This is a genomic window from Nonomuraea antimicrobica (assembly GCF_039536965.1).
GTDB lineage: Bacteria > Actinomycetota > Actinomycetes > Streptosporangiales > Streptosporangiaceae > Nonomuraea > Nonomuraea antimicrobica.
The window spans coordinates 40,894-59,982 of record NZ_BAAAZP010000078.1 but is presented as its reverse complement, the minus strand read 5'-3'; the positions used below and the strand labels follow the sequence as shown (position 1 = coordinate 59,982).

At 70.9% G+C, this 19,089-nt stretch carries 14 protein-coding genes and 1 riboswitch; of the genes, 11 read left to right on the top strand and 3 right to left on the bottom strand.

What is annotated here, in order from left to right:
• Window positions 1-2 precede the first annotated feature (2 nt).
• A complete protein-coding gene (locus ABD844_RS20780) occupies window positions 3-503 on the bottom strand; it encodes an aromatic-ring hydroxylase C-terminal domain-containing protein (RefSeq protein ID WP_344880117.1) in 501 nt (166 codons plus the stop codon).
• A 202-nt stretch (window positions 504-705) separates the two neighbouring features.
• Here ABD844_RS20780 and ABD844_RS20775 point away from each other — a divergent pair, with 202 nt between their 5' ends.
• Complete coding sequence (locus tag ABD844_RS20775) at window positions 706-1,374, top strand: AIM24 family protein (protein ID WP_344880114.1); 669 nt, start codon at window positions 706-708, stop codon at window positions 1,372-1,374.
• Between the two features lie 80 nt (window positions 1,375-1,454).
• Here the strand turns inward: ABD844_RS20775 and ABD844_RS20770 are convergent, their stop codons facing one another.
• Together ABD844_RS20770 and ABD844_RS20765 are read right to left on the bottom strand one after the other, a co-directional pair.
• Entirely contained in the window at window positions 1,455-2,288 is an 834-nt protein-coding gene (locus ABD844_RS20770) for a universal stress protein (protein ID WP_344880111.1), read from the bottom strand.
• A gap of 13 nt (window positions 2,289-2,301) precedes the next feature.
• A complete protein-coding gene (locus ABD844_RS20765; protein WP_344880108.1) occupies window positions 2,302-2,652 on the bottom strand; it encodes a hypothetical protein in 351 nt (116 codons plus the stop codon).
• Window positions 2,653-2,740: 88 nt separating this feature from the next.
• A riboswitch (TPP riboswitch) is annotated at window positions 2,741-2,853 on the top strand.
• Between ABD844_RS20765 and thiC the strand changes: the two genes are divergently transcribed.
• The 10 genes from thiC to ABD844_RS20715 all read left to right on the top strand — a co-directional run.
• Complete coding sequence (thiC, locus tag ABD844_RS20760) at window positions 2,846-4,495, top strand: phosphomethylpyrimidine synthase ThiC (RefSeq protein WP_344880105.1); 1,650 nt, start codon at window positions 2,846-2,848, stop codon at window positions 4,493-4,495. It overlaps the preceding riboswitch by 8 nt.
• A 2,023-nt stretch (window positions 4,496-6,518) precedes the next feature.
• On the top strand, window positions 6,519-7,892 hold the full coding sequence (locus ABD844_RS20755; RefSeq protein ID WP_344880102.1) for a sensor histidine kinase: 1,374 nt from the start codon (window positions 6,519-6,521) through the stop codon (window positions 7,890-7,892).
• Window positions 7,889-8,551 (top strand): response regulator transcription factor, encoded by a 663-nt coding sequence (locus ABD844_RS20750; protein WP_344880099.1) that lies wholly within the window; start codon window positions 7,889-7,891, stop codon window positions 8,549-8,551. The genes ABD844_RS20755 and ABD844_RS20750 overlap by 4 nt, the downstream gene beginning before the upstream one ends.
• 98 nt (window positions 8,552-8,649) lie before the next feature.
• Entirely contained in the window at window positions 8,650-9,207 is a 558-nt protein-coding gene (locus ABD844_RS20745; protein WP_344880096.1) for a DUF4956 domain-containing protein, read from the top strand.
• A gap of 31 nt (window positions 9,208-9,238) precedes the next feature.
• Window positions 9,239-10,057 (top strand): polyphosphate polymerase domain-containing protein, encoded by an 819-nt coding sequence (locus tag ABD844_RS20740; protein ID WP_344880093.1) that lies wholly within the window; start codon window positions 9,239-9,241, stop codon window positions 10,055-10,057.
• A 221-nt stretch (window positions 10,058-10,278) separates the two neighbouring features.
• A complete protein-coding gene (locus tag ABD844_RS20735; RefSeq protein ID WP_344880090.1) occupies window positions 10,279-10,854 on the top strand; it encodes a DUF6879 family protein in 576 nt (191 codons plus the stop codon).
• A gap of 221 nt (window positions 10,855-11,075) precedes the next feature.
• Window positions 11,076-13,919 carry an ATP-binding protein gene (locus ABD844_RS20730; RefSeq protein WP_344880087.1) on the top strand — a complete coding sequence of 948 codons (2,844 nt, stop codon included), beginning with the start codon at window positions 11,076-11,078 and terminating at the stop codon, window positions 13,917-13,919.
• Between the two features lie 111 nt (window positions 13,920-14,030).
• Window positions 14,031-14,837 (top strand): hypothetical protein, encoded by an 807-nt coding sequence (locus ABD844_RS20725; RefSeq protein ID WP_344880084.1) that lies wholly within the window; start codon window positions 14,031-14,033, stop codon window positions 14,835-14,837.
• Between the two features lie 104 nt (window positions 14,838-14,941).
• Window positions 14,942-15,118: a hypothetical protein gene (locus ABD844_RS20720; RefSeq protein ID WP_344880081.1), complete on the top strand. Its 177-nt coding sequence runs from the start codon at window positions 14,942-14,944 to the stop codon at window positions 15,116-15,118.
• Window positions 15,119-15,215: 97 nt separating this feature from the next.
• A partial coding sequence (locus ABD844_RS20715; RefSeq protein WP_344880078.1) for a S8 family peptidase occupies window positions 15,216-19,089 on the top strand: 3,874 nt, incomplete at its 3' end.

Sequence of the window (19,089 nt, the reverse complement as noted above, 5' to 3'; positions counted from 1 at the left end):
CGTCAGCCGGTGGCGAGCAGACGGCGGCACGCCTCGCCGAGGACGGCCCCGGCACCAGCCCCGGTGCCGGGACCGGCGTCGGGACCGGCGTTGCGACCGGCGTTGCGACCGGCGTCGGGATCGGCCGTCTCGGGAGCGCGCCAGGCGATGAACCCGTCCGGCCGGATCAGCACCGCGCCCGTGCCCGTGATCCCGAACGCCGCCGCGCACCGCTTCTCCCGATCGGCCAGGAACCGGCCCGCCACCGGAGCGTCACCCTCGACCAGCCGGTACGCCGTGAGCGGCAGCCCGTCGCGCGCGGCGAGGCGGGCGGCGGCCTCGGTCCAGGCGGCGTCGCCGGGACCGGCGAGGAGCACCAGCCCGTCGGCCCACAGATCCACCGTGGACACCCGTTCGCCGTCCCGCTCCAGCCACACGTGCGGCGCCCGGCCGCCGGGAGCGCCGGTGGGGCGCAGCGGGTCCTCGACGGGCTCGCCCGAGCCGTAGCGGTAACCGAACTTCATGGTCACCTCGTCGAGCAGCTCGATCGTGCCGGTCTCCGGGGGCAGCTCGGCGCCGAACCACTCTCGGCCCGTGGCCTCAACTGATAGAAAGACGGCCGTCTTCGCTGCCGCCCGGCCGTGCCGCCGTCGTGGGCTCGCGCGGGGCGATTCTTCCGTACGCTGACCGCATCGCCTCTCTGGAAACGTCCGAAAGGTTGGGATCGTGCGTAGTTCGGTTTTCGGAAACCTCAACGCTCAGCAGTTGCCCCCTGGCTTCGCTCTCGAGAACGGCAAGATGCTGCGCGTCCAGTTGCCCCACGAGGTGCTGGCCAAGCAGGGGTCGATGGTCGCCTTCCAGGGGCAGATGGACTTCGACTACGAGGGTTCCGGCGGGATCGGGAAGTTCCTCAAGAAGGCCGTGACGGGGGAGGGGGGCTCGCTGATGCGCGTACGCGGCGAGGGGCACCTCTACCTGGCCGACAACGCCGACGACATCCACCTGTTCTTCCTGGAGAACGAGGGCATCACGGTCAACGGGCGCAACCTGCTGGCCTTCCAGCCGCAGCTCACCTGGGACATCAAGCGCGTCCAGGGGGCGGGGGTGGCGGCCGGCGGGCTGTTCAACACCACCGTCACCGGCACGGGGTGGGTGGCCATCACCACGCACGGCACGCCGGTGCTGCTCGACGCCGCCCGGATGCCGACGTTCGCCGACGGGCAGTCCGCGGTCTGCTGGAGCTCGGGGCTGCAGGTCGGGATCAACCGGACGATGAAGGTGGGGGCGTTGATCGGGCGGGGGAGTGGGGAGGCCATGCAACTGGCGTTCAGGGGGCAGGGGTTCGTGCTGGTGCAGGCCAGCGAAGGCGTCCCGGTGGTGACCCAGTCCTCGTGACGACTGCGCCCCGGGGCGGGCCCGTACGGTCGCGGGCCGTGGGGTGGCGCGGGACAGGGCCTTGGGGCGACGGGCTTCGCTCAGGCGCGGACCACTGCCAGCGGGCAGGGGGCGTGGTGGAGCATGGCCTGGCTGATCGAGCCGATGAGCATCCCCGCGAGCTGCCCGTGTCCCCGCGACCCCACCACCAGCAGGTCGGCCTCCGAGCCGGCCTCCTTGAGCACCTCCACCGGATGCCCGTGCACGACCTCGGCCACCACGTCCACCTCGGGGTGCCGTTCGCGGTGCTCGGTCAGTGAGGTCTTCAGCGTGCGCAGGACGTCCTGCTCGCTCTCCCTGTCGGCCGGTTCGAAGCCGCTCACGTGGGGCCAGGCCCACGCCTGTACGGCACGCAGCCGTGCCCCCCGCAGCTCCGCCTCGGCGAACGCGAACTCGAGCGCTCGCGTGGCGCAGGGAGAGCCGTCCGTCCCTGCCACGATCTCGCCGCGCGGGACGGCGGGCCGACCGTGGACCAGGACCACGTTCGTACGGGCGTGGGTGGCCACCCCGTACGCCACCGACCCCACCAGCAGCCCCCGCACGCCGCCGATGCCACGGCTGCCGACGACCAGCAACTCGGCCGCCTCGGACGCCTTCACCAGCGCCGAGCGGGGATCGCCCGGCAGCAGCACGCCCTCGACGTCCACCTGCGGGCACTCCCGGCGCGCGCGGTCCTGGGCGGAGATGAGGATGCTGTTCGCGCCGTCCCGCATCCACCGCGCCACCTCGGCGTAGCGGACGGGCCCCTCCTCGCACACCCACTTGGGCACGGCGTGCGCCACGGTCAGCGGCCTGCGGCGCAGCGCCGCCTCCGTGGCGGCCCACCCGGCGGCCTCAAGACCGGTACGGGAACCGTCGACCCCAACGATGATCAACGAACTCAGCTCCTCAGACCAGCGCGTAGCACTCCACCTCGGCCCGGCGGAACGGGAGCCCCTTGGCCTCGGACTCGCGGACGCACGCGCGCTCGGCCTTGCCGAGCCGGAGGGTGCCGCAGACGGTCACGCCGGAGTACGTCCGGCAGTCGAGGTTGTGATCTGTCTTGCCGACGCGGTACATCTCCTTGGCCGCCTCTCGGCACTTCGCCTTCCCGGTGTCGGAGTAGCGGCACTGGCCGACCAGGATGTCGAACTGCTCCTGGCTGACCTCGTGCTTCCCCATGCCGTCCCCGGCCGCTGCGGTGGCACCGGACGCGGCCATCACGACGAGTAGTCCAATGACAGCGGCGAATCTCATCATGTTTCCCCTGATGGGACCGTACCGCCCAGGGCGGTCCCCAAACCTCGCCACGATGTTTCGAGCGGGGGCGGGTCTGGGTACGATCACCGCCGACCAACGCGGGAGCCCGGTGTGGACCGGGCTGAGAGGACGGCTGACAGCCGCCGACCGCCAGAACCTGCTCCGGATAATGCCGGCGAAGGGAGTTTGCGCGATGAGCGACGCGCGCTTTTCCAAGATCTACAGCGGTGAGCTGCGGGTGCCGATGCGGCAGGTGCGACTGTCCGACGGCTCGGCGGTGACGCTGTACGACACCTCGGGCCCGTACACCGACCCCGCCTTCGAGCCCGACCTCCGGCGCGGGCTGCCGCGCCTGCGCGAGGCGTGGATCCGGGAGCGGCGGGCGGCCGGGCAGCCGGTCACGCAGGTCGCCTGCGCCCGGCGCGGGCTGGTGACCACGGAGATGGAGTACGTGGCCGTGCGCGAGGGGGTCGCGCCCGAGTTCGTCCGCCAGGAGGTCGCGGCGGGCCGGGCCATCATCCCCGCGAACGTCAACCATCCCGAGTCCGAGCCCATGATCATCGGCCGGAACTTCCTCGTGAAGATCAACGCCAACATCGGCAACTCCGCCGTCACCTCCTCGATCGAGGAGGAGGTCGAGAAGATGACCTGGGCCACCCGCTGGGGAGCCGACACGATCATGGACCTGTCCACCGGCGCCGACATCCACGAGACCCGCGAGTGGATCCTGCGCAACTCGCCCGTCCCGGTCGGCACCGTGCCCATCTACCAGGCGCTGGAGAAGGTCAAGGGCCGCCCGGAGGCGCTGTCGTGGGAGGTTTACCGCGACACGCTGATCGAGCAGTGCGAGCAGGGCGTCGACTACGTGACCGTGCACGCGGGCGTGCGACTGGCGCACGTGCCGCTGACGACACGGCGCAAGACCGGCATCGTGTCGCGCGGGGGTTCGATCATGGCCGCCTGGTGCCTGGCGCACCACCGCGAGAGCTTCCTGTACGAGAACTTCGCCGAGATGTGCGAGATCCTGGCCCGCTACGACGTGTCGTACTCGCTGGGCGACGGGCTGCGTCCCGGCTCGATCGCTGACGCCAACGACGAGGCCCAGTTCGCCGAGCTGCGCACGCTCGGAGAGCTGACCGGCATCGCGCGCGAGCACGACGTCCAGGTGATGATCGAGGGGCCGGGCCACGTGCCCATGCACAAGATCAAGGAGAACGTCGACCTGCAGCGCGAGCTGTGCGACGACGCGCCCTTCTACACGCTGGGGCCGCTCGTGACCGACATCGCCCCGGGCTACGACCACATCACCTCCGGCATCGGGGCCGCCATGATCGGCTGGTACGGCACGGCCATGCTCTGCTACGTCACCCCCAAGGAGCACCTCGGCCTGCCGGGCAAGGACGACGTCAAGACCGGCGTCATCACGTACAAGATCGCCGCCCACGCCGCCGACCTGGCCAAAGGGCACCCGGGCGCGCAGGAGTGGGACGACGCCCTGTCCGACGCGCGCTTCGAGTTCCGCTGGGAGGACCAGTTCGACCTGTCGCTCGACCCTCCGACGGCGCGCTCGTTCCACGACGAGACCCTGCCCGCCGCGCCCGCCAAGACCGCGCACTTCTGCTCGATGTGCGGTCCCAAGTTCTGCTCGATGAAGATCAGCCACGACATCAGGGCGGCGGGCTACGCGGAGAAGGCCGCCGAGTTCAGACGCCTCGGCGGCAACCTCTACATCGACCACTCCAGCACCCGGCCCGGCGACCAGCCCAGCTCTGAGCCCGGCGACCAGCCCGACCACCCGACCGATCGACCCGCTGACCAGCCCACCGCCCAGCCCGTCGACTAACCCCGGGCGCCGCCTTCCACCGACCGCGGCCCACCCCTGCCGCCGATCCCGCCCACCTCCCCTCGGGGAAACCCGGACGGGATCGGCACCAGTCGCCCAACACCCGGCCCTCACCCCGGCCCCTCTCCCCGGCCCCTCTCCCCGGCCCCTCTCCCCGGCCCCTCGGCCCCGGCCTCCGGCCCTCGCCTCATGGCTCGCCTCTCGCCCTCGACTTGGCCCCTCGGCCCTCGATCCGGCCGTCAGGCTCCAGGCTCCGGCCCGCTGGCTCCCGGCCCTCGGTCTCCGTCCCCCAGCCTCCGGCCCTGGACCTCTGGAACCGGCCCTCGGCCCTAAACGCAGGCTGCGGCCTTCGACCCGGCCCTCAGGCTCCGGCCTTCCTGGCCCCTGGCTCCCGGCCCTCAGCCTCCGGCCCCGGGCCACTGGAACCGGCCCTCGACCCGGCCATCCGGCTCCGACCATCTGGCCCCCGGCTCCCGGGCTCCCGGGCCCCCGGCTCCCGGGCCCCCGGCCCTCGGCTCCGGCCTTCTCCGGCCCTGGCCCCGGCTTCCTGGCCTCGGCCTCCGGCCGTCGCCTCATCGCCCGCCTCTCGCCCCTTGGCCTCAGGTCCTCGGCCCTCGACCTGGCCCCTTGTCCCTCGACCCAGCCCTCAGGCTTCAGGCTCTGGCCCGCTGGCTCCCGGCCCTCGTTCTCCGGCCCCAGCCTCCGGCCCTCGGCTCCGGCCTTCTCCGGCCCCGGCCCTTCGGCTTCCTGGCCCCGACCTCCGGCCGTCGCCTCATGGTCCCGCCTCCCGCCCCCTGGCCCTCGACCCGGCTCTCAGGCTCTGGCCCGCTGGCTCCCGGCCCTGGACCTTTGGAATCGGCCCTCGACCCAGGCTGCGGCCCTCGACCCGACCACCCGCTTCCGGCCCTTTGGCGCTCAGCCCCAGCCCCAGCCCTCAGCCCCTTGCCCCCAGCCCTCAGCCCCAGCCCCGGGTCCTCAACCCCCAACCCCTGGCCCCTGGTCCTCGGTCTCCAGCCTCTGGCTCTCAGGCTCCAACCCTCTGGCTCTCGGGCCCCCGGCCTTCGGGCCTCCGGAGCCGGTCCTTGGCCCTCGACCCGGGCTGCGGCCTCCGGCGGCGGCCCTCGCCTCTCGCTCTCGGCTTCGGCTTCGGGGCTGCCTTCCGTTCTGGATTCGGGGTTTCGCTCCAAGAGCCTCACCTTCGCTCCGGCATTGGGCTTTCGCGCCGAGCCTGCACTCTGCCTCGGCCCCGGCGCCTCGACCCCCGGTTGCCCTGACTCCCGGTTCCTTGGCTCTGGTTGTCTGGTCTCGGGCTGTCTTGGTGTTGGGGTGGTATGGAAGCTTTTGGGGTGTTCGTTCGGGGGTCTTATCTTTGCCTCTGGACGTGCTCTGGTCTGGGGTTTCGGTTCGGAGGCCGCCCGTGGGCTGGGGGTTCGCGTGCTTGCCGAATTCGGAACGGGGTTCTTCTGCGGGGAGGGGCGTTAGATGAGAGGTTTCTCATCTGGGCCTCAGCGTGGTCTCCTCGAAGGGCGACAGGGTCTAGCTCATGAAGCATCGGGGAATGGTGATCCTCCTCGTCCTGGTTGCGGTGGTGGCGGGGGTCATGTCGGTGGGGTTGGTGCGAGCGGCCGACGAGCGGTCCGATCTGGGCGACCCCATCGTTGTGACGCCCTCGCCCTCGGGCGCCTCGCCGGGGTCCTCGTCATCCGCGTCACGCCCGACGTCACCCCAGGGCGATCCGTCGGCGCATTCGTCGGGAAATCCTTCGGGGAATCCTTCGGGGAATCCCTCGGGCGACCCGCCGGGAGCGTCGCCGGGGGGTGCCGGTTCGTCGGCCACCGCGACCCCGCAGCCGGGCCAGACCGGGAGCTCCGCGACGCGCAAGCCGAAGGCCGAGCCGGTCAAGCCGCCCTCACCGAGACCCGGGGGCGGTGACGATGACGACGATGATGGTGGTGGTGGAGACGATGACGACTGACAGGGAGACCACATGAGGGTGAGCGCCCGGGCCCGGATCGTGGGTTGGATGCTCGCTGTCGTAGGTCTCGCCCTGTCGGTCGCGATCTTCGTGACCTGGACCATCCTGCTCACCGGGCTGAACAGCCGCATCTCGGACGAACTGGACAAGGAGGTGGACAAGCTCCGGCGTTACGCAGGCACGGCACTCAGTCAGCAGTCCGGGCCCCAGACGCCCGACGTCCGGAAGTTGATGATCGACTATCTGCAGGTCAACCCGCCCGATCGGTGGGAGACGTTCTTCAGCATCCTCGACGGCGCGGCCGACAGGTCCACCTTCATCGAGGCGCCCGTGCGACTCGACGCCGACGACGAACTGGTCGCGCGCATGGCCGCGGCGACGCGGGTCGTGAGCGACGAGGCCGAGACCGCCAAGGGAACGGTCCAGTACGCGGTGATACCGATCTCCGTGGAGGGCGACAGCAGACGCGGGCACTTCGTCGTGGCGATCTTCTACGACCTGCACCGCGAGGAGATCGTCGACGCGGTGCGGACGCTCGGGCTGTCCGCGCTGGGGGCGATGGGGCTGGCGGGGGCGGTCGGCTGGTTAGTCGCGGGGCAGGTGCTGGCGCCGGTCCGGCTGGTCAGGCAGACCGCCGAGCAGATCAGCGACTCCACCGATCTGACCCGGCGGCTCGACGTGCCGGGCAACGACGACGTGGCGGCGCTGGCGGGCACGTTCAACCACATGCTCGACCGGCTCGAACAGGCCTTCGTCGTGCAACGGCACTTCATGGACGACGCGGGGCACGAGCTGCGCACACCCATCACCGTCATCCGCGGGCACCTGGAGCTCATGGGTGACGACCCCGACGACCGCGCCGAGACCCTCGCCCTGGTCACCGACGAGCTCGACCGGATGAACCGCATCGTCGACGACCTGCTCACCCTCGCCAAGGCCGAGCAGCCGGGCTTCCTGGCGCTCGACAACGTCGAGCTGGCCGACCTCACGGTCAGCGTGATCGCCAAGGCACGGGCGCTAGGCGAGCGCCGCTGGCGGGTCGACGAGGTGGCCGAGGCGCGTCTCCCCGCCGACCGTCAGCGGCTCACGCAGGCGCTCATGCAGCTCGTGGCCAACGCCGTGCGCCACACTGCCGACGACGACCTGATCGCCGTCGGCTCCGCCGTCCGTGACGGGCGCGTCGACCTGTGGGTACGCGACAGCGGCCCCGGCGTCCCGCCCGCCGAGCGCGAGAAGATCTTCGGACGGTTCGTCCGCGGGGTGGGCCGCACCGGCGGCCACGACGGCGCCGGTCTCGGGCTGGCCATCGTAAGATCCATCGCCCAAGCCCATGGAGGCAACGTGAAGGTGATCGACGCCCCCGGTGGCGGGGCCTGCTTCGTCATGAGTCTTCCGCTGTGGGAACTGTGGAGGCTGAGTTGAACCGGATTCTGATCGCTGAGGACGAGGCCAGGATCGCCTCCTTCGTGGAGAAGGGGTTGCGGGCCAACGGCTTCGTGACGGCCGTGGTGGGCGACGGCGTGGCGGCGTACGACCTGGCCAGCGCGGGCGGGTTCGATCTGCTGATCCTGGACATCGGGCTGCCGTTGAGCGACGGGTTCACGGTGTTGCGCCGATTGCGGGGGGCCATGGTGGCCATCCCCGTGATCATTCTGACCGCGCGTGACAGCGTGAGCGACACCGTGGCGGGGCTGGAGGGCGGCGCCGACGACTACATCGCCAAGCCCTTCGCCTTCGAGGAGCTTCTGGCCCGGGTGCGGCTGCGGCTGCGGGCCGACCGTACGCCGGAGGTGACGGTGTTGCGGGTGTCCGATCTGTCGCTTGATCTGCGTACCAGGCGGGCTTATGTCGGGGATCGGGCGGTTGATCTGTCCACGAGGGAGTTCGCGCTGGCCGAGATCTTCTGCCGGCACCCCGACCAGGTGCTGACGCGTGAGCAGTTGCTCAGCCACGTGTGGGGGTTCGACTTCGACCCGGGCTCCAACGTGGTGGACGTCTACGTGCGCTATCTGCGCCGCAAGATCGGCGCCGACCGGATCGAGACCGTCCGGGGTACGGGCTACCGGATGAGAGTTGCCTAATCATCAGCTCACCGTTGATTCACGCCGCCCTACCAAGCTGTTAACCAAGGGCCCACCGCTTCTTCCCCGGGCCCTTGGGCACTAGCGAAGGAGCGGTCATGGTCACCGGCCTGGTGATGGATCTCGGGGCGATCGTCGTGCTCGCCTACTGTCTCTACTTTCGACGCCACCACCGGCGCGATCTGCTGTTCGCCTACATCGCGCTCAACGTGGGCATCTTCGCGGTCGTGTCCCTGCTGCTGGTGCAGCGGGTCGACATCGCGGTCGGGTTCGGGCTGTTCGGCGTGCTGTCCATCATCCGCCTGCGGTCGAGCGAGATCACCCAGCAGGAGATCGCCTACTACTTCGTCGCGATCGTCCTCGGCCTGGTCAACGGCATCGCCGCGGCGTGGCCCCTCACCGCCCTGCTGCTCAACGGGGTGCTGCTGGCCGTGATGTACGTCGCCGACCACCCCGGCCTGCTGGGCCGCACCCGTCACCAGGTGGTGACGCTCGACGTCGTGCACGCCGATCCCGACCTGCTGAGGGTCGACCTGGAGAGCCGGTTGCGCGCACGGGTGCTGGAATGGGAGGTCACTCAGGTCGACTACGTACGAGACGTGACGGTCGTCGACGTCCGCTACGTGGTCCCCAACGCCCGCGCCGGTGTCCGGTGACGCGGCGAGCGAGCCTTGAGGAGGAGTGGTCATGAGTGAGCCGTACGCGGACACGCTGCTCGCCGGGGTCGCCGCCGCGATGGCGCCCGTCGGTCTGTCGGAGGTGCCCGAGCTGATGAGCCGGGTCGACCGCAAATACCTCGTCACGGCCTCGACCATGGCGGGGCTGGCCGCGGAGCTGGGCGATCGGTTCTGCGTCCTGGGCATCGGAGGGCGGCGCCAGTTCCGCTACACCTCCACCTATTTCGACACTCCCGACCTGCTCACCTACCGCCAGCACCGGCAAGATCGCCGCCGCAGGTTCAAGGTGCGCACCCGGACCTACCTCGACGGGGGCGGCCAGTGGCTGGAGCTGAAGCTCAACGGCGCGCGGGGCAGCACCGACAAGCGCCGCATCCCCTACGACGGCGTGTCCGGCCAGACACTCACCCGGGAGGCGCTCGAGTTCGTCCGCGACACCCTGCTCAGCGAGCTTCGCCTCATCGCGCCGGAGACGCTCCACCCGGTGCTGGCCACCGACTACAAGCGGGTGACGCTCGTCGACCGGTCCGGCGCGGCCCGTCTCACCTGCGACACCGGCCTGAACTGCCGCGACACGCATCGCAGCACCCCCGCCCGCGGCGATCTGGTGCTGCTGGAGTCGAAGTCGACCGACGGAAAGGCGTTGGTCGACACGGTGCTGCGCCGGATGGGGGTGCGTCCGGTGAGCGTGAGCAAATACTGCCTCGGGGTCGCCGCGCTGCACGATCTACCGGCCAATCGATGGCATCCGGTGCTGCACCGCTATCTCGCTCATCGGCCCTCGGCCCCGCGCCGCGCGGCCGCACGGGCGGCGACGCGCGGAGCTTGATGGGGTTCCTCTTGACATGGCCGTTCTGACCTGCGGAAACTCGACAAAGGGACTTCGTGGGTGATAGTCAGAGACTTGACCTGCGAAAATGAGTAGCGATCGCCGTCGGATGTGTCGGCCGGCCATGATGAAATGCCTGGTGGTAATCCCACGGAGCATACTGCTTACGGCAGAAGAGGATATTCCTTATGCTTGAGCGCATTCATGAGATAACCGGTGTTTTGCTGAGTGCGGACGAATATCTTGACGATTTCTGGCCGAACTTCCGGAAGACCGACGACGTCCTGTGGAAGCTCGAACGCATCCAGAGTTTCCGGCAGGCAGGGGAGCCCAGTTGGGTCGCGATGATGGAAGGCGACTGGAATCGTTCGCTCAAGCTGATCGACGCCGAGACCGGGGCGGCGGGGGAGCCTGAGCGGGCTCCGCCCGAGAGGTTCGTCCGACGGCGGATCCGGATCGTCGAGCAGCCGGTCACGCCCTACCTGCAGTGGGAGATGCACGTTCTGGCGCTGAGGGGCGCCACGGTGGAGCAGGTGCGGGTGCTCGACGCGGGCGAGGTGGCGGAGCTCGAGGTCGGCCGGCGGCTGCCGGAGCTGGTGCTGCTCGGGACCGCGGTCATGTACGAAGTGACGTACGACAAGACGGGGACGCACAGCGGGGCACGGCGGATCGACGATCGGGAAGTGATCGCGGCTTGCCGGGGAGAGCTCGACAAGCTGTTCACCGGAGGCGAGGACTTCCGGGCCTACTACGAGCGCGAGATCGTGCCGCTACCCGCACCCCGCGTGTCGCTCTGACGATCGGCCTTCCTCATCGGTCGTCGTCCTTCGGGCGTCGGGGAGGCGCTGCGGGGGCGGGGGAGGCAGAGTGCCGACGCATCGGTTGCCCATCTTTATCTGAAATTCACCCGAAACGATCACAAAGGGGGTTTTGTAGGAGTGTGAGGATGACGCCGCCGCGCGACTCGTCGGGTCGTCCGCCTGTGAGGGCGGCGCGGAGCACTGCTGGGAAGCGAGTCGTGTCGCCGACGCTGGTTGGGCGCGTCGAGGAGCTGGCGACGTTGGTGGCGGCGGTGACCGGGCCGCCGGCGGTGGTGTCGGTCGAGGGTGAGGCCGGGGTCGGCAAGACCAGGCTGGTGTCGGAGCTGTTCGGGCGGCCTGAGGTCACCGGGCGGCGGGTGCTGCGGGGCCGGTGCCATCGGTTCAGGGAGTCGTTCCCGCTGGGGCCGGTGATCGAGGCGGTGCGCGGCATCGGCGAGGAGCTGCGGGGGTTGCCTCTCAGCGGGGTGGCCGGGGCGTTGCGGCCGTTGTTGCCGGAGCTGGCGGAGGTGCTGCCGGCCGCACCCGACCCGCTGGACGACCGGGTGGCCGAGCGCCACCGGGTGTTCCGGGGGCTGACGGACGTGCTGGTGGCGGCGTGTCCGGCGGTGCTGGTGCTGGAGGACCTGCACTGGGCGGAGGAGCAGACCGCCGACTTCCTGGCGTATCTGCTCGGCGATCCGCCGCCCGGGCTGACGGTGGTGCTCACGTATCGGGGCGAGGAGGTCAGCGCCACGGTACGGGCGTCCACGATCAGGCTGCCACCCGGCACGAGCCAGGCCCATCTCGTGCTGGCGCCGCTGGACCAGGGCGAGACCGGCGCCATGGCGACCGCGATCCTGGACACCGACCGGGTGTCGGAGGAGTTCGCCCGCTATCTGTGGGAGCGCACGTCCGGGCTGCCGTTCGCGGTGGAGGAGGTGCTGGCGCTGGTACGCGAGCGTGGCTCGCTGGTACGCCGCGGTGACCGCTGGACCCGCCGGGTGCTGGAGCAGCTCGAGGTTCCCCGGGGGGTCAGGGACTCCACGCTGGAACGGATCGCCCGGCTGCCGGTCGGCGCCCAGCGGCTGGCCGAGGCCGCGGCCGTGCTGCAGACCCCGGTCGCGCTGCCGGTGCTGCTGTCCGTCGCCGAGGACGCGGGCGGGATCGAGGGGCTGGAGGAGGCCGTCGGCTCCGGGCTGCTGACCGAGGACGGCGAAGCCTTCGGGTTCCGGCACGGGCTGTCGGCCCAGGCGGTCTACGAGACGCTGAGCGGTCCCCGCCGCCGTGAGCTGCACGGCCGGGCGGCCGACGCGTTGCGGGCCCTCGACCCCGTACCACTCGGTCAGGTGGCCCATCACCTCAGGCAGGCGGGCCGCCTCGACGAGTGGGCCGTGGCCGCGGAACAGGCGGCCGGGCAGGCCGTCGCGCTGGGGCACGAGGACGAGGCCGTCCGTCTGCTCGCTGAGGTCGTACGACATGCGCCGACGACGGGCGAGCGGCGGGGCCGGGTCGCGGTCAAGCTCGGCTGGGCCGCCCTGGACACGCTTCGCGCGCGGGAGGTCATCGCGCTGCTGGACCGCGTTCTGGACGACGACCTGGCCGGACCGGTGCGTGGAGAGCTGCGGTTCCTGGTGGCGGTGGCCCTGGGTCAGGCGGGGCAGGACCCGGCCAGGCAGCGGGAGCTTTTCAGAGCCGCGGTCGGCGAGTTGCAGGACCGTCCCGACCTGCGGGCTTGGGCGCTGGTGGGCCTGGGCGTCACGCCTTCCCCGGACGAGCCGATCCGCGAGAACGTGCAGTGGCTGAGCCGGGCACTCGAAGTGGTCGACGAGGTAGACGACCGTCTGCTTGAGGTGTTCGTGCTGGGCAAGGCCGGTTCCGTCTTCCTGGATATCGGGGATCCGGCGTGGCGCGACGTGGCCGATCGCATGCTGAAGATCACCGGCGGCTCCCCTCAGCAGCGTCGCGAGGCCAACGCCCATTACTCGGTCGGTGTCTCCGCCTGTTACGCGGGCCATTTCGACGTGGCCGAATCGATGCTCACCAGCGGGCTGCGCGCCTCGGCCGTGCAGCAGAACCGGCGGCTGGAGGTCATGCTCCGCAGCGGGCTCGCGCTGGCGCGGTACTGCCGCGGTAACTGGGACGGCTTGCGCGGCGAGGTCGACGACCTCCTCGCCGACGTCGCCCACTACGCGCCCAGCCGTATGGACGTCGAACTGGCCGGCGGCAGCCTCGACCTGGCGTACGGTGCGGTGGACCAGGCGGAGGAGCGGCTGCGGCGGGTCACCGAGCTGGCAGTGGAGATCGGCGCGTACGAGGCCGTGCCGGCGGCGGCCGGAGGCTGGGCCCGGGTCGCGCTGGCCCGTGGCGACACGCGGGGCGCGCTCCAGTGCGTCCGGCTGCTGCTGGACGAACTCGACAAATGGGGCTGCTGGCCCTCGATCGGCTGGGCTCTGCCGTCGGCCGTCGAGGTGTGGATGGCGGCCGGTGAGCACGGTGAGGCGCGGCGGTTCACCGAGTGGGTGGAGCGCGAGCTGCGCGACCTGGACGTGCCGCTCGCTTCCGCCGCCCTGCGCTACGCCCGGGGCGTGCTGGACGGCGACGCCGACGACGTTCTCGCGGCAGCCGTGGATTACCGGAACGCGTCCGCACCGTACGAGATGGCCAGGGCGCACGAACGCGCGGCCGGTCTGCTGCTGGAGGGCGGCGACTCGCGGGGCGGCTCCGCGCTGCGCGAAGCCGTGGCCGTCTACGAGCGGCTCGGCGCATCGTGGGACCACGGGAGGGCGGCCGGCGTCGCCCGGTGGCACGGGGTCGCGCTCCCGGCCCGTCATCGGGGCGGGCGTCAGGGTTACGGCGCGGAGCTGTCCCCCCGCGAGCGTCAGGTGGCGGAGCTGGCCGCCGGCGGGCGGACCAACAAGGAGATCGCGCAGGCGCTGTTCGTCTCGACGAAGACCGTGGAGAAGCATCTGGTCGCGGTGATGCGCAAGCTCCAGGCCCGCTCGCGCAGGGAGCTCGTCCACCTGCTGGGGCGCGCGACGACCAAGGACGGCGAGCCCTCCTGACGTGACGGGCCAGGGGCGCTGGATGCGTGAGCGTGAGTGATCTGGCACCGGTCCGTGACCGCCCGACGAGTCCTACCGAGTAGGAGTCCTTGGGAAGCTGGAGAAACCGGAATGACCAAATTCCTCATCGCGGCGGTCGCCACGGCAGCCCTGCTCGCCGCTGTCGCCGCCTGTACCGATCCGTCCACCGTCGCCACAGACCCCGCCACCGCTCTGGCACGCGAGTTCGCCCGGCATTCGACGGTACGGGTGGACGCCGAGCTGATCGTCCGGGCGGACGACGACCCTGGCGGGACCACGTACCGGCAGCGGGGAGTGGTACGGCTGAGTGTGTCCGGCGTGACCGACTCCGACCTCTTCATGCAGGTCAGCGGGTCGGGCCAGAGCATGACCCGGCACCAGATCGAGGTCGGCGGACGCACCTACGTCAACAGCTCCGTGGCGGGAGGACCGCCTCAAAGGCCATGGCTCATGTCGGAGCGCGATGCGGGAGACGCGCTCTCCATGTACGCCTCGTACCTGGGCGGCCTCGTCGACGTGCTCCACCCCGGCGTCGCCGAGGCCCTGCTCGCCACCGCCGGCACGACGGCGCCGGGTGATCGCATGGACGGCGTCGAGACCGTACGCCACCAGGGCGCCATCACCAGCAACCGGATCAACCAGGCCGCGGGCAAGAAGCTGATCTCCTACCCCATGAACGTCGTCCCCGCCGCCCTGATGCCGGACGTGCCGAACCCGTGGTCACTGTGGATCGGATCCGACGGACTGCCGCGCCGTCTCCAGACGTCTGGCGAGATGGTCAGCGTCGTTCCGGAGCCGGTGAGCGGCTTGTCCATGCAGCTCGACCTCCGCTTCCTGGAGTGGGGAGCCACGCACCCGATCACCGCCCCACCGGCGGACACCGTCTCCGGCGAGTGAGCCAGGGGTCGGGCCTTCGAGTGGAGGGTTCCCCCAGTGCGGCGGGCAAAGATGGAGGGTTTCCCTAATAGCTAGCGGTTCGCCCGCTGCCCGATCGTGGCGGTGTGGAAGAGACCAGGACATCGGCAGCCGACCCATCAGCGCCGGACGACGAGATCGTACCGACCGAGCGCGACCCGTACGAGCAGCGTCCGTCAACGGAGCCGGAGGCTGTGACACCACCCGAACCCCCCGACGCCGACCCCGTCGAACCGGACGAGGACGGGTGGGTGCCGCTGTGATCTGCCTCATGAGCCGACTCCGAGGAGCGGTCTCACACCGGCTCTGAGGACCGGTCTCCCTCTCTGCACTTCAGGAAAAGTCCCGAAAGGTTCCCCCATGCGCTTGTTTCGTGCAGGTACGTCCGCGCTGTTAGCGGGCGCGTTGACGGCCGGGCTGGCAGGGGTGGCCGGGCCCGCCGTGGCTGCCGCCCCGCCCACCGCCACACCGTCGTCGCCGTCCGCAGGCAAGGCCAGTCCCGCCGCCACGCCGACCTCACCCTCCGCCGGGCAGGCCGCTGCCAAGCCGCCGGAGGAGAAGACGTTCACGCTGCTGACCGGTGATGTGGTGCGGCTGCGGACCGCGCCCGACGGCAGCGCGACCGGTGACGTCGTCCGCGATGTCGCCCCCGTGGGCGACATCACCTTCCAGTACCTGTCCGGAGACCTCTACGCGCTCACCGGCGAGACGGTCCGCCAGATCGCCGCGGGCAAGCTGGACCGCGAGCTGTTCAACCTGACCAGGCTCGCCGAGTACGGCTACGACGACGCGCGAACCAAGCAACTGCCGGTCATCGCCACCTACACCGACACGCAGGCGCGGGCGGCGGTGCCCGTCGCGCCGAAGGGAACGGCCCGCAAGCGGACGCTGTCCAGCGTCAAGGGCCAGGCGCTGGCGGTCGACAAGAGCAAGACGGCCGACGCGTTCACCGCGCTCACGGGCGCGGGCACGAAGAAGATCTGGCTGGACGGCCGGGTGAAGGCGTCGCTGGACGTGAGCGTGCCCGCGGTCGGCGCACCGGCCGCCTGGTCGGCGGGGCTGACCGGCAAGGGCGTGAAGATCGGTGTGGTGGACACCGGCATCGACCAGAACCACCCGGACTTCACCGGCCGGATCGCCGCGTCGCAGAGCTTCGTGCCCGGCACCGCCTCGGCGACGGACGACAACGGGCACGGCACGCACGTGGCGTCGATCGCGGCCGGGTCCGGCGCGGCGTCCGACGGCAAGTATCGGGGTGTGGCGCCGGATGCCGACTTGGTGGTCGCGAAGGTGCTCGACGCCGGAGGCTACGGCACCAATTCCGACATCATCGCCGGGATGGAGTGGGCGGCCGGCCAGGGCGCCAAAGTGATCAACATGAGCCTGGGCGGCATGCCGAGCGACGGGAGCGACCCGCTGTCGCAGGCGGTCAACCGGATCTCAGCGGACACCGGCGCGTTGTTCGTCGTCTCGGCGGGCAACGACGGCGACGCCAACTCGCCGTACTGGGTCGGCAGCCCGGGCAGCGCGGACCAGGCGCTGACCGTGGGAAGCGTGGACAAGACCGCCCCCTACGACCGCAGCTACTTCTCCAGTTGGGGCCCGCGGCTGGGCGACAACGCGGTGAAGCCGGAGATCACCGCGCCGGGGGCGGACATCGCCGCCGCCAGGGCGGCCGGTTCGGTGCTCGGCGGCGACGTCGGCGACGAGCAGTACCAGTCGATGTCGGGCACCTCGATGGCCGCGCCGCACGTGGCCGGCGGTGCCGCGCTGGTGGCGCAGCAGCACCCGGACTGGAGCCGCGCCCAGCTCCGTGACGCGCTGGTCAGCACCGCAAACCCGGGCAAGGAGGGTGAGGTCACCCGTGAGGGCGGCGGCATGATGGACCTGGCTCAGGCTACGGCCGGCGGCCTGACCGCGACCGGCACCCTGAACCTGGGCATGATCAAGCCTCCGCACGAGAAGGTCACCGGGACGGTGACCCTGAGCAACACCGGTGCCGAGGCGGTGCGCGCCACCCTGGGCCTCACACTGTCCAGGATGGACGCCAGGATGGGCAAGGCGACGCCGGTCACGCCCGGCGACGCGGTCACGGTGACCCCGTCGCAGGTGGACGTCCCGGCCGGCGGCACCGCCACGGTGACGGTCACGGTCGACCCGGCGGGCCTGGAGCTGGGGGCGTACTACGGGTTCCTGGAGGCGCGGCACGGCGAGACGGTGGTGCGTACCACGCTGGGCTGGACCAAGGACGTCGAGCGGGTCAGCCTGAAGGTCAGCGGCATCGACCGCACCGGCGCTCCGGCGCACACCACGTGCTGCTCGCTGCTGAGCCTGATGGACCTGGAGACCGGCCAGGACTGGCTCGGCCTGTACGACCAGGGCGAGGCGTACTTCCTCGGGCTCGGTTCCGAGCCGATGCTGGCGCGCGGCCACCGGTACGCGCTGATGACCAACATCTCCGACTGGACCGCCGAGGAGCCGTACTCCAAGCTGGCGGAGACCATCGCCGGGGAGCCTGAGCTGCTCATGGACCGTCCACGGGAGCTGGTCTTCGACGCACGGAAGGCCCAGCCGGTGAGCTACCCCACCCGGCAGCCGACGGAGCCGGTCGACCGGATGGGCGTGCGCTGGGACCGGCGCGTCGGCACCCCCGGCAACGACATCGGCGTCATCGGACAGAACTTCCACGGCAACGCCAGCCCGGCCCAGGTCTACGTGCTGCCCGGCACGACCACGGCCACGACCGGCACCTTCATGATGGGATTCGGCACGCAGTTGGTCGCGCCCGCCCTGACCATGAAGATCATCGGCTCGCGGGAGCCCGACCTGCGCCCCGCCTACCCGAAGGAGTACGCCAACGCCTGCTACGTCGTCCTGCGGTGCACGCCCACGTTCCGGTCGCCCGGGTCGTACGAGGTGGTGGACGCGGGCAAGGGCAGCCCGGCGGAGCTGGCCGCGGCGGGAGTCAAGGGCAAGCTGGCGCTGGTCGACGAGACCCTGTTCATCGATGACTGGGGAGTTGTGACGCCGCTCGACCAGGTGACGGCCGACGCCGCGGCGGCGGGCGCGGCCGGCGTGCTGGTCGCGGTGGCCGACGCCGGCCCGGCCCGCCGCCATGTGGACAACCCGACCACGGTGCCGGTGGCGGTGCTCACCCACGCGGACGGCGAGCGACTGGCCGCGGCCGCCGCCAAGGGCCGGACCACCGTGAGCACCGGTGGTGACCCGGTCTCCGACTTCCTGTACGACCTGTCGTACACCGTCAGGGACAAGATGCCGACGGACACCGTCTTCGAGACCGGGCCGAAGGAGCTGGCCACGATCACGGCCCGGTACAGCGCGGACACCCCCGGCACGGTGTACCACGTCGACGGCATCGCCCCCAACAATGTGATCAAGAGCCGCACCAAGGTCCAGGCGCCGTTCACCCGTACCGAGTACGTCACGCCGGGCACGCGCTGGCAGTTCGTCAGCCAGACGAACGGGCTCTACGAGGAGAGCACGCGTGATCACGCGGCCGGTGACCGCGTCAGCGAGGACTACTTCTCCGCGCCGATCGCGCCCGGGCCGACGGGCCCTGGGCCGAGCCTGACCGCGCAGGCGAACCAATGGTCGGGGTCCGGCACCATCGCGCTCAACCTGTTCCCGCTCCGGGTCGGCAACGGCTACCACTACCTGACTCAGTGGCCGGAGCTGAGCCTGCGGTACCTGAAGGACGGCAAGGTGCTCTGCGAGCGGGCGCAGCTCGCCAGTTGCGACGTGCAACCGGCGACGCCCGGCCGGTACCGGGTGGAGCTGGACACGAAGCAGTCGCTCAGGCCGCTGTCCACGTCGAGCCGTACGGCGTGGGAGTTCGCCGCCCGCCTCGACACCGGGGAGTCGGCCGACAACCAGTACGGCGAGATCCTGCCCATGGTCGACGTCCGCTACGACGTGGGCCTCGACGCGGACAACTCGGTCAGGGCCGGCTCGGAGTACTCGATCGACCTGCTCACCGGCTACCAGCCCGGATACGTCGGATCGGGCAGGTTCACCGTGCGCGCCTGGGTCAGCGGCGACGACGGGGCCACGTGGACCGACCTGGGCAGCCGCAAGGTCGGCAGCGGCAAGACGGCCGAGTTCGAGGCCAAGGCGCCCCGCAACGGTGACCACGTGACCCTGCGGGTCCAGGCCACCGACGGCGCGGGCAACTCGATCGACCAGACCATCACGAAGGCGTGGAAGGTCGCACGGA

What these genes read in the sequence shown, in the direction of transcription:
- ABD844_RS20725 (WP_344880084.1), top strand. Translation starts at nt 14,031, where the DNA reads ATGACCAAATTCCTCATCGCGGCGGTCGCCACGGCAGCCCTGCTCGCC.
- ABD844_RS20765 (WP_344880108.1), bottom strand. Translation starts at nt 2,652, where the DNA reads ATGATGAGATTCGCCGCTGTCATTGGACTACTCGTCGTGATGGCCGCG.
- ABD844_RS20740 (WP_344880093.1), top strand. Translation starts at nt 9,239, where the DNA reads ATGAGTGAGCCGTACGCGGACACGCTGCTCGCCGGGGTCGCCGCCGCG.
- ABD844_RS20755 (WP_344880102.1), top strand. Translation starts at nt 6,519, where the DNA reads ATGCTCGCTGTCGTAGGTCTCGCCCTGTCGGTCGCGATCTTCGTGACC.
- thiC (WP_344880105.1), top strand. Translation starts at nt 2,846, where the DNA reads ATGAGCGACGCGCGCTTTTCCAAGATCTACAGCGGTGAGCTGCGGGTG.
- ABD844_RS20780 (WP_344880117.1), bottom strand. Translation starts at nt 503, where the DNA reads ATGAAGTTCGGTTACCGCTACGGCTCGGGCGAGCCCGTCGAGGACCCG.
- ABD844_RS20745 (WP_344880096.1), top strand. Translation starts at nt 8,650, where the DNA reads ATGGTCACCGGCCTGGTGATGGATCTCGGGGCGATCGTCGTGCTCGCC.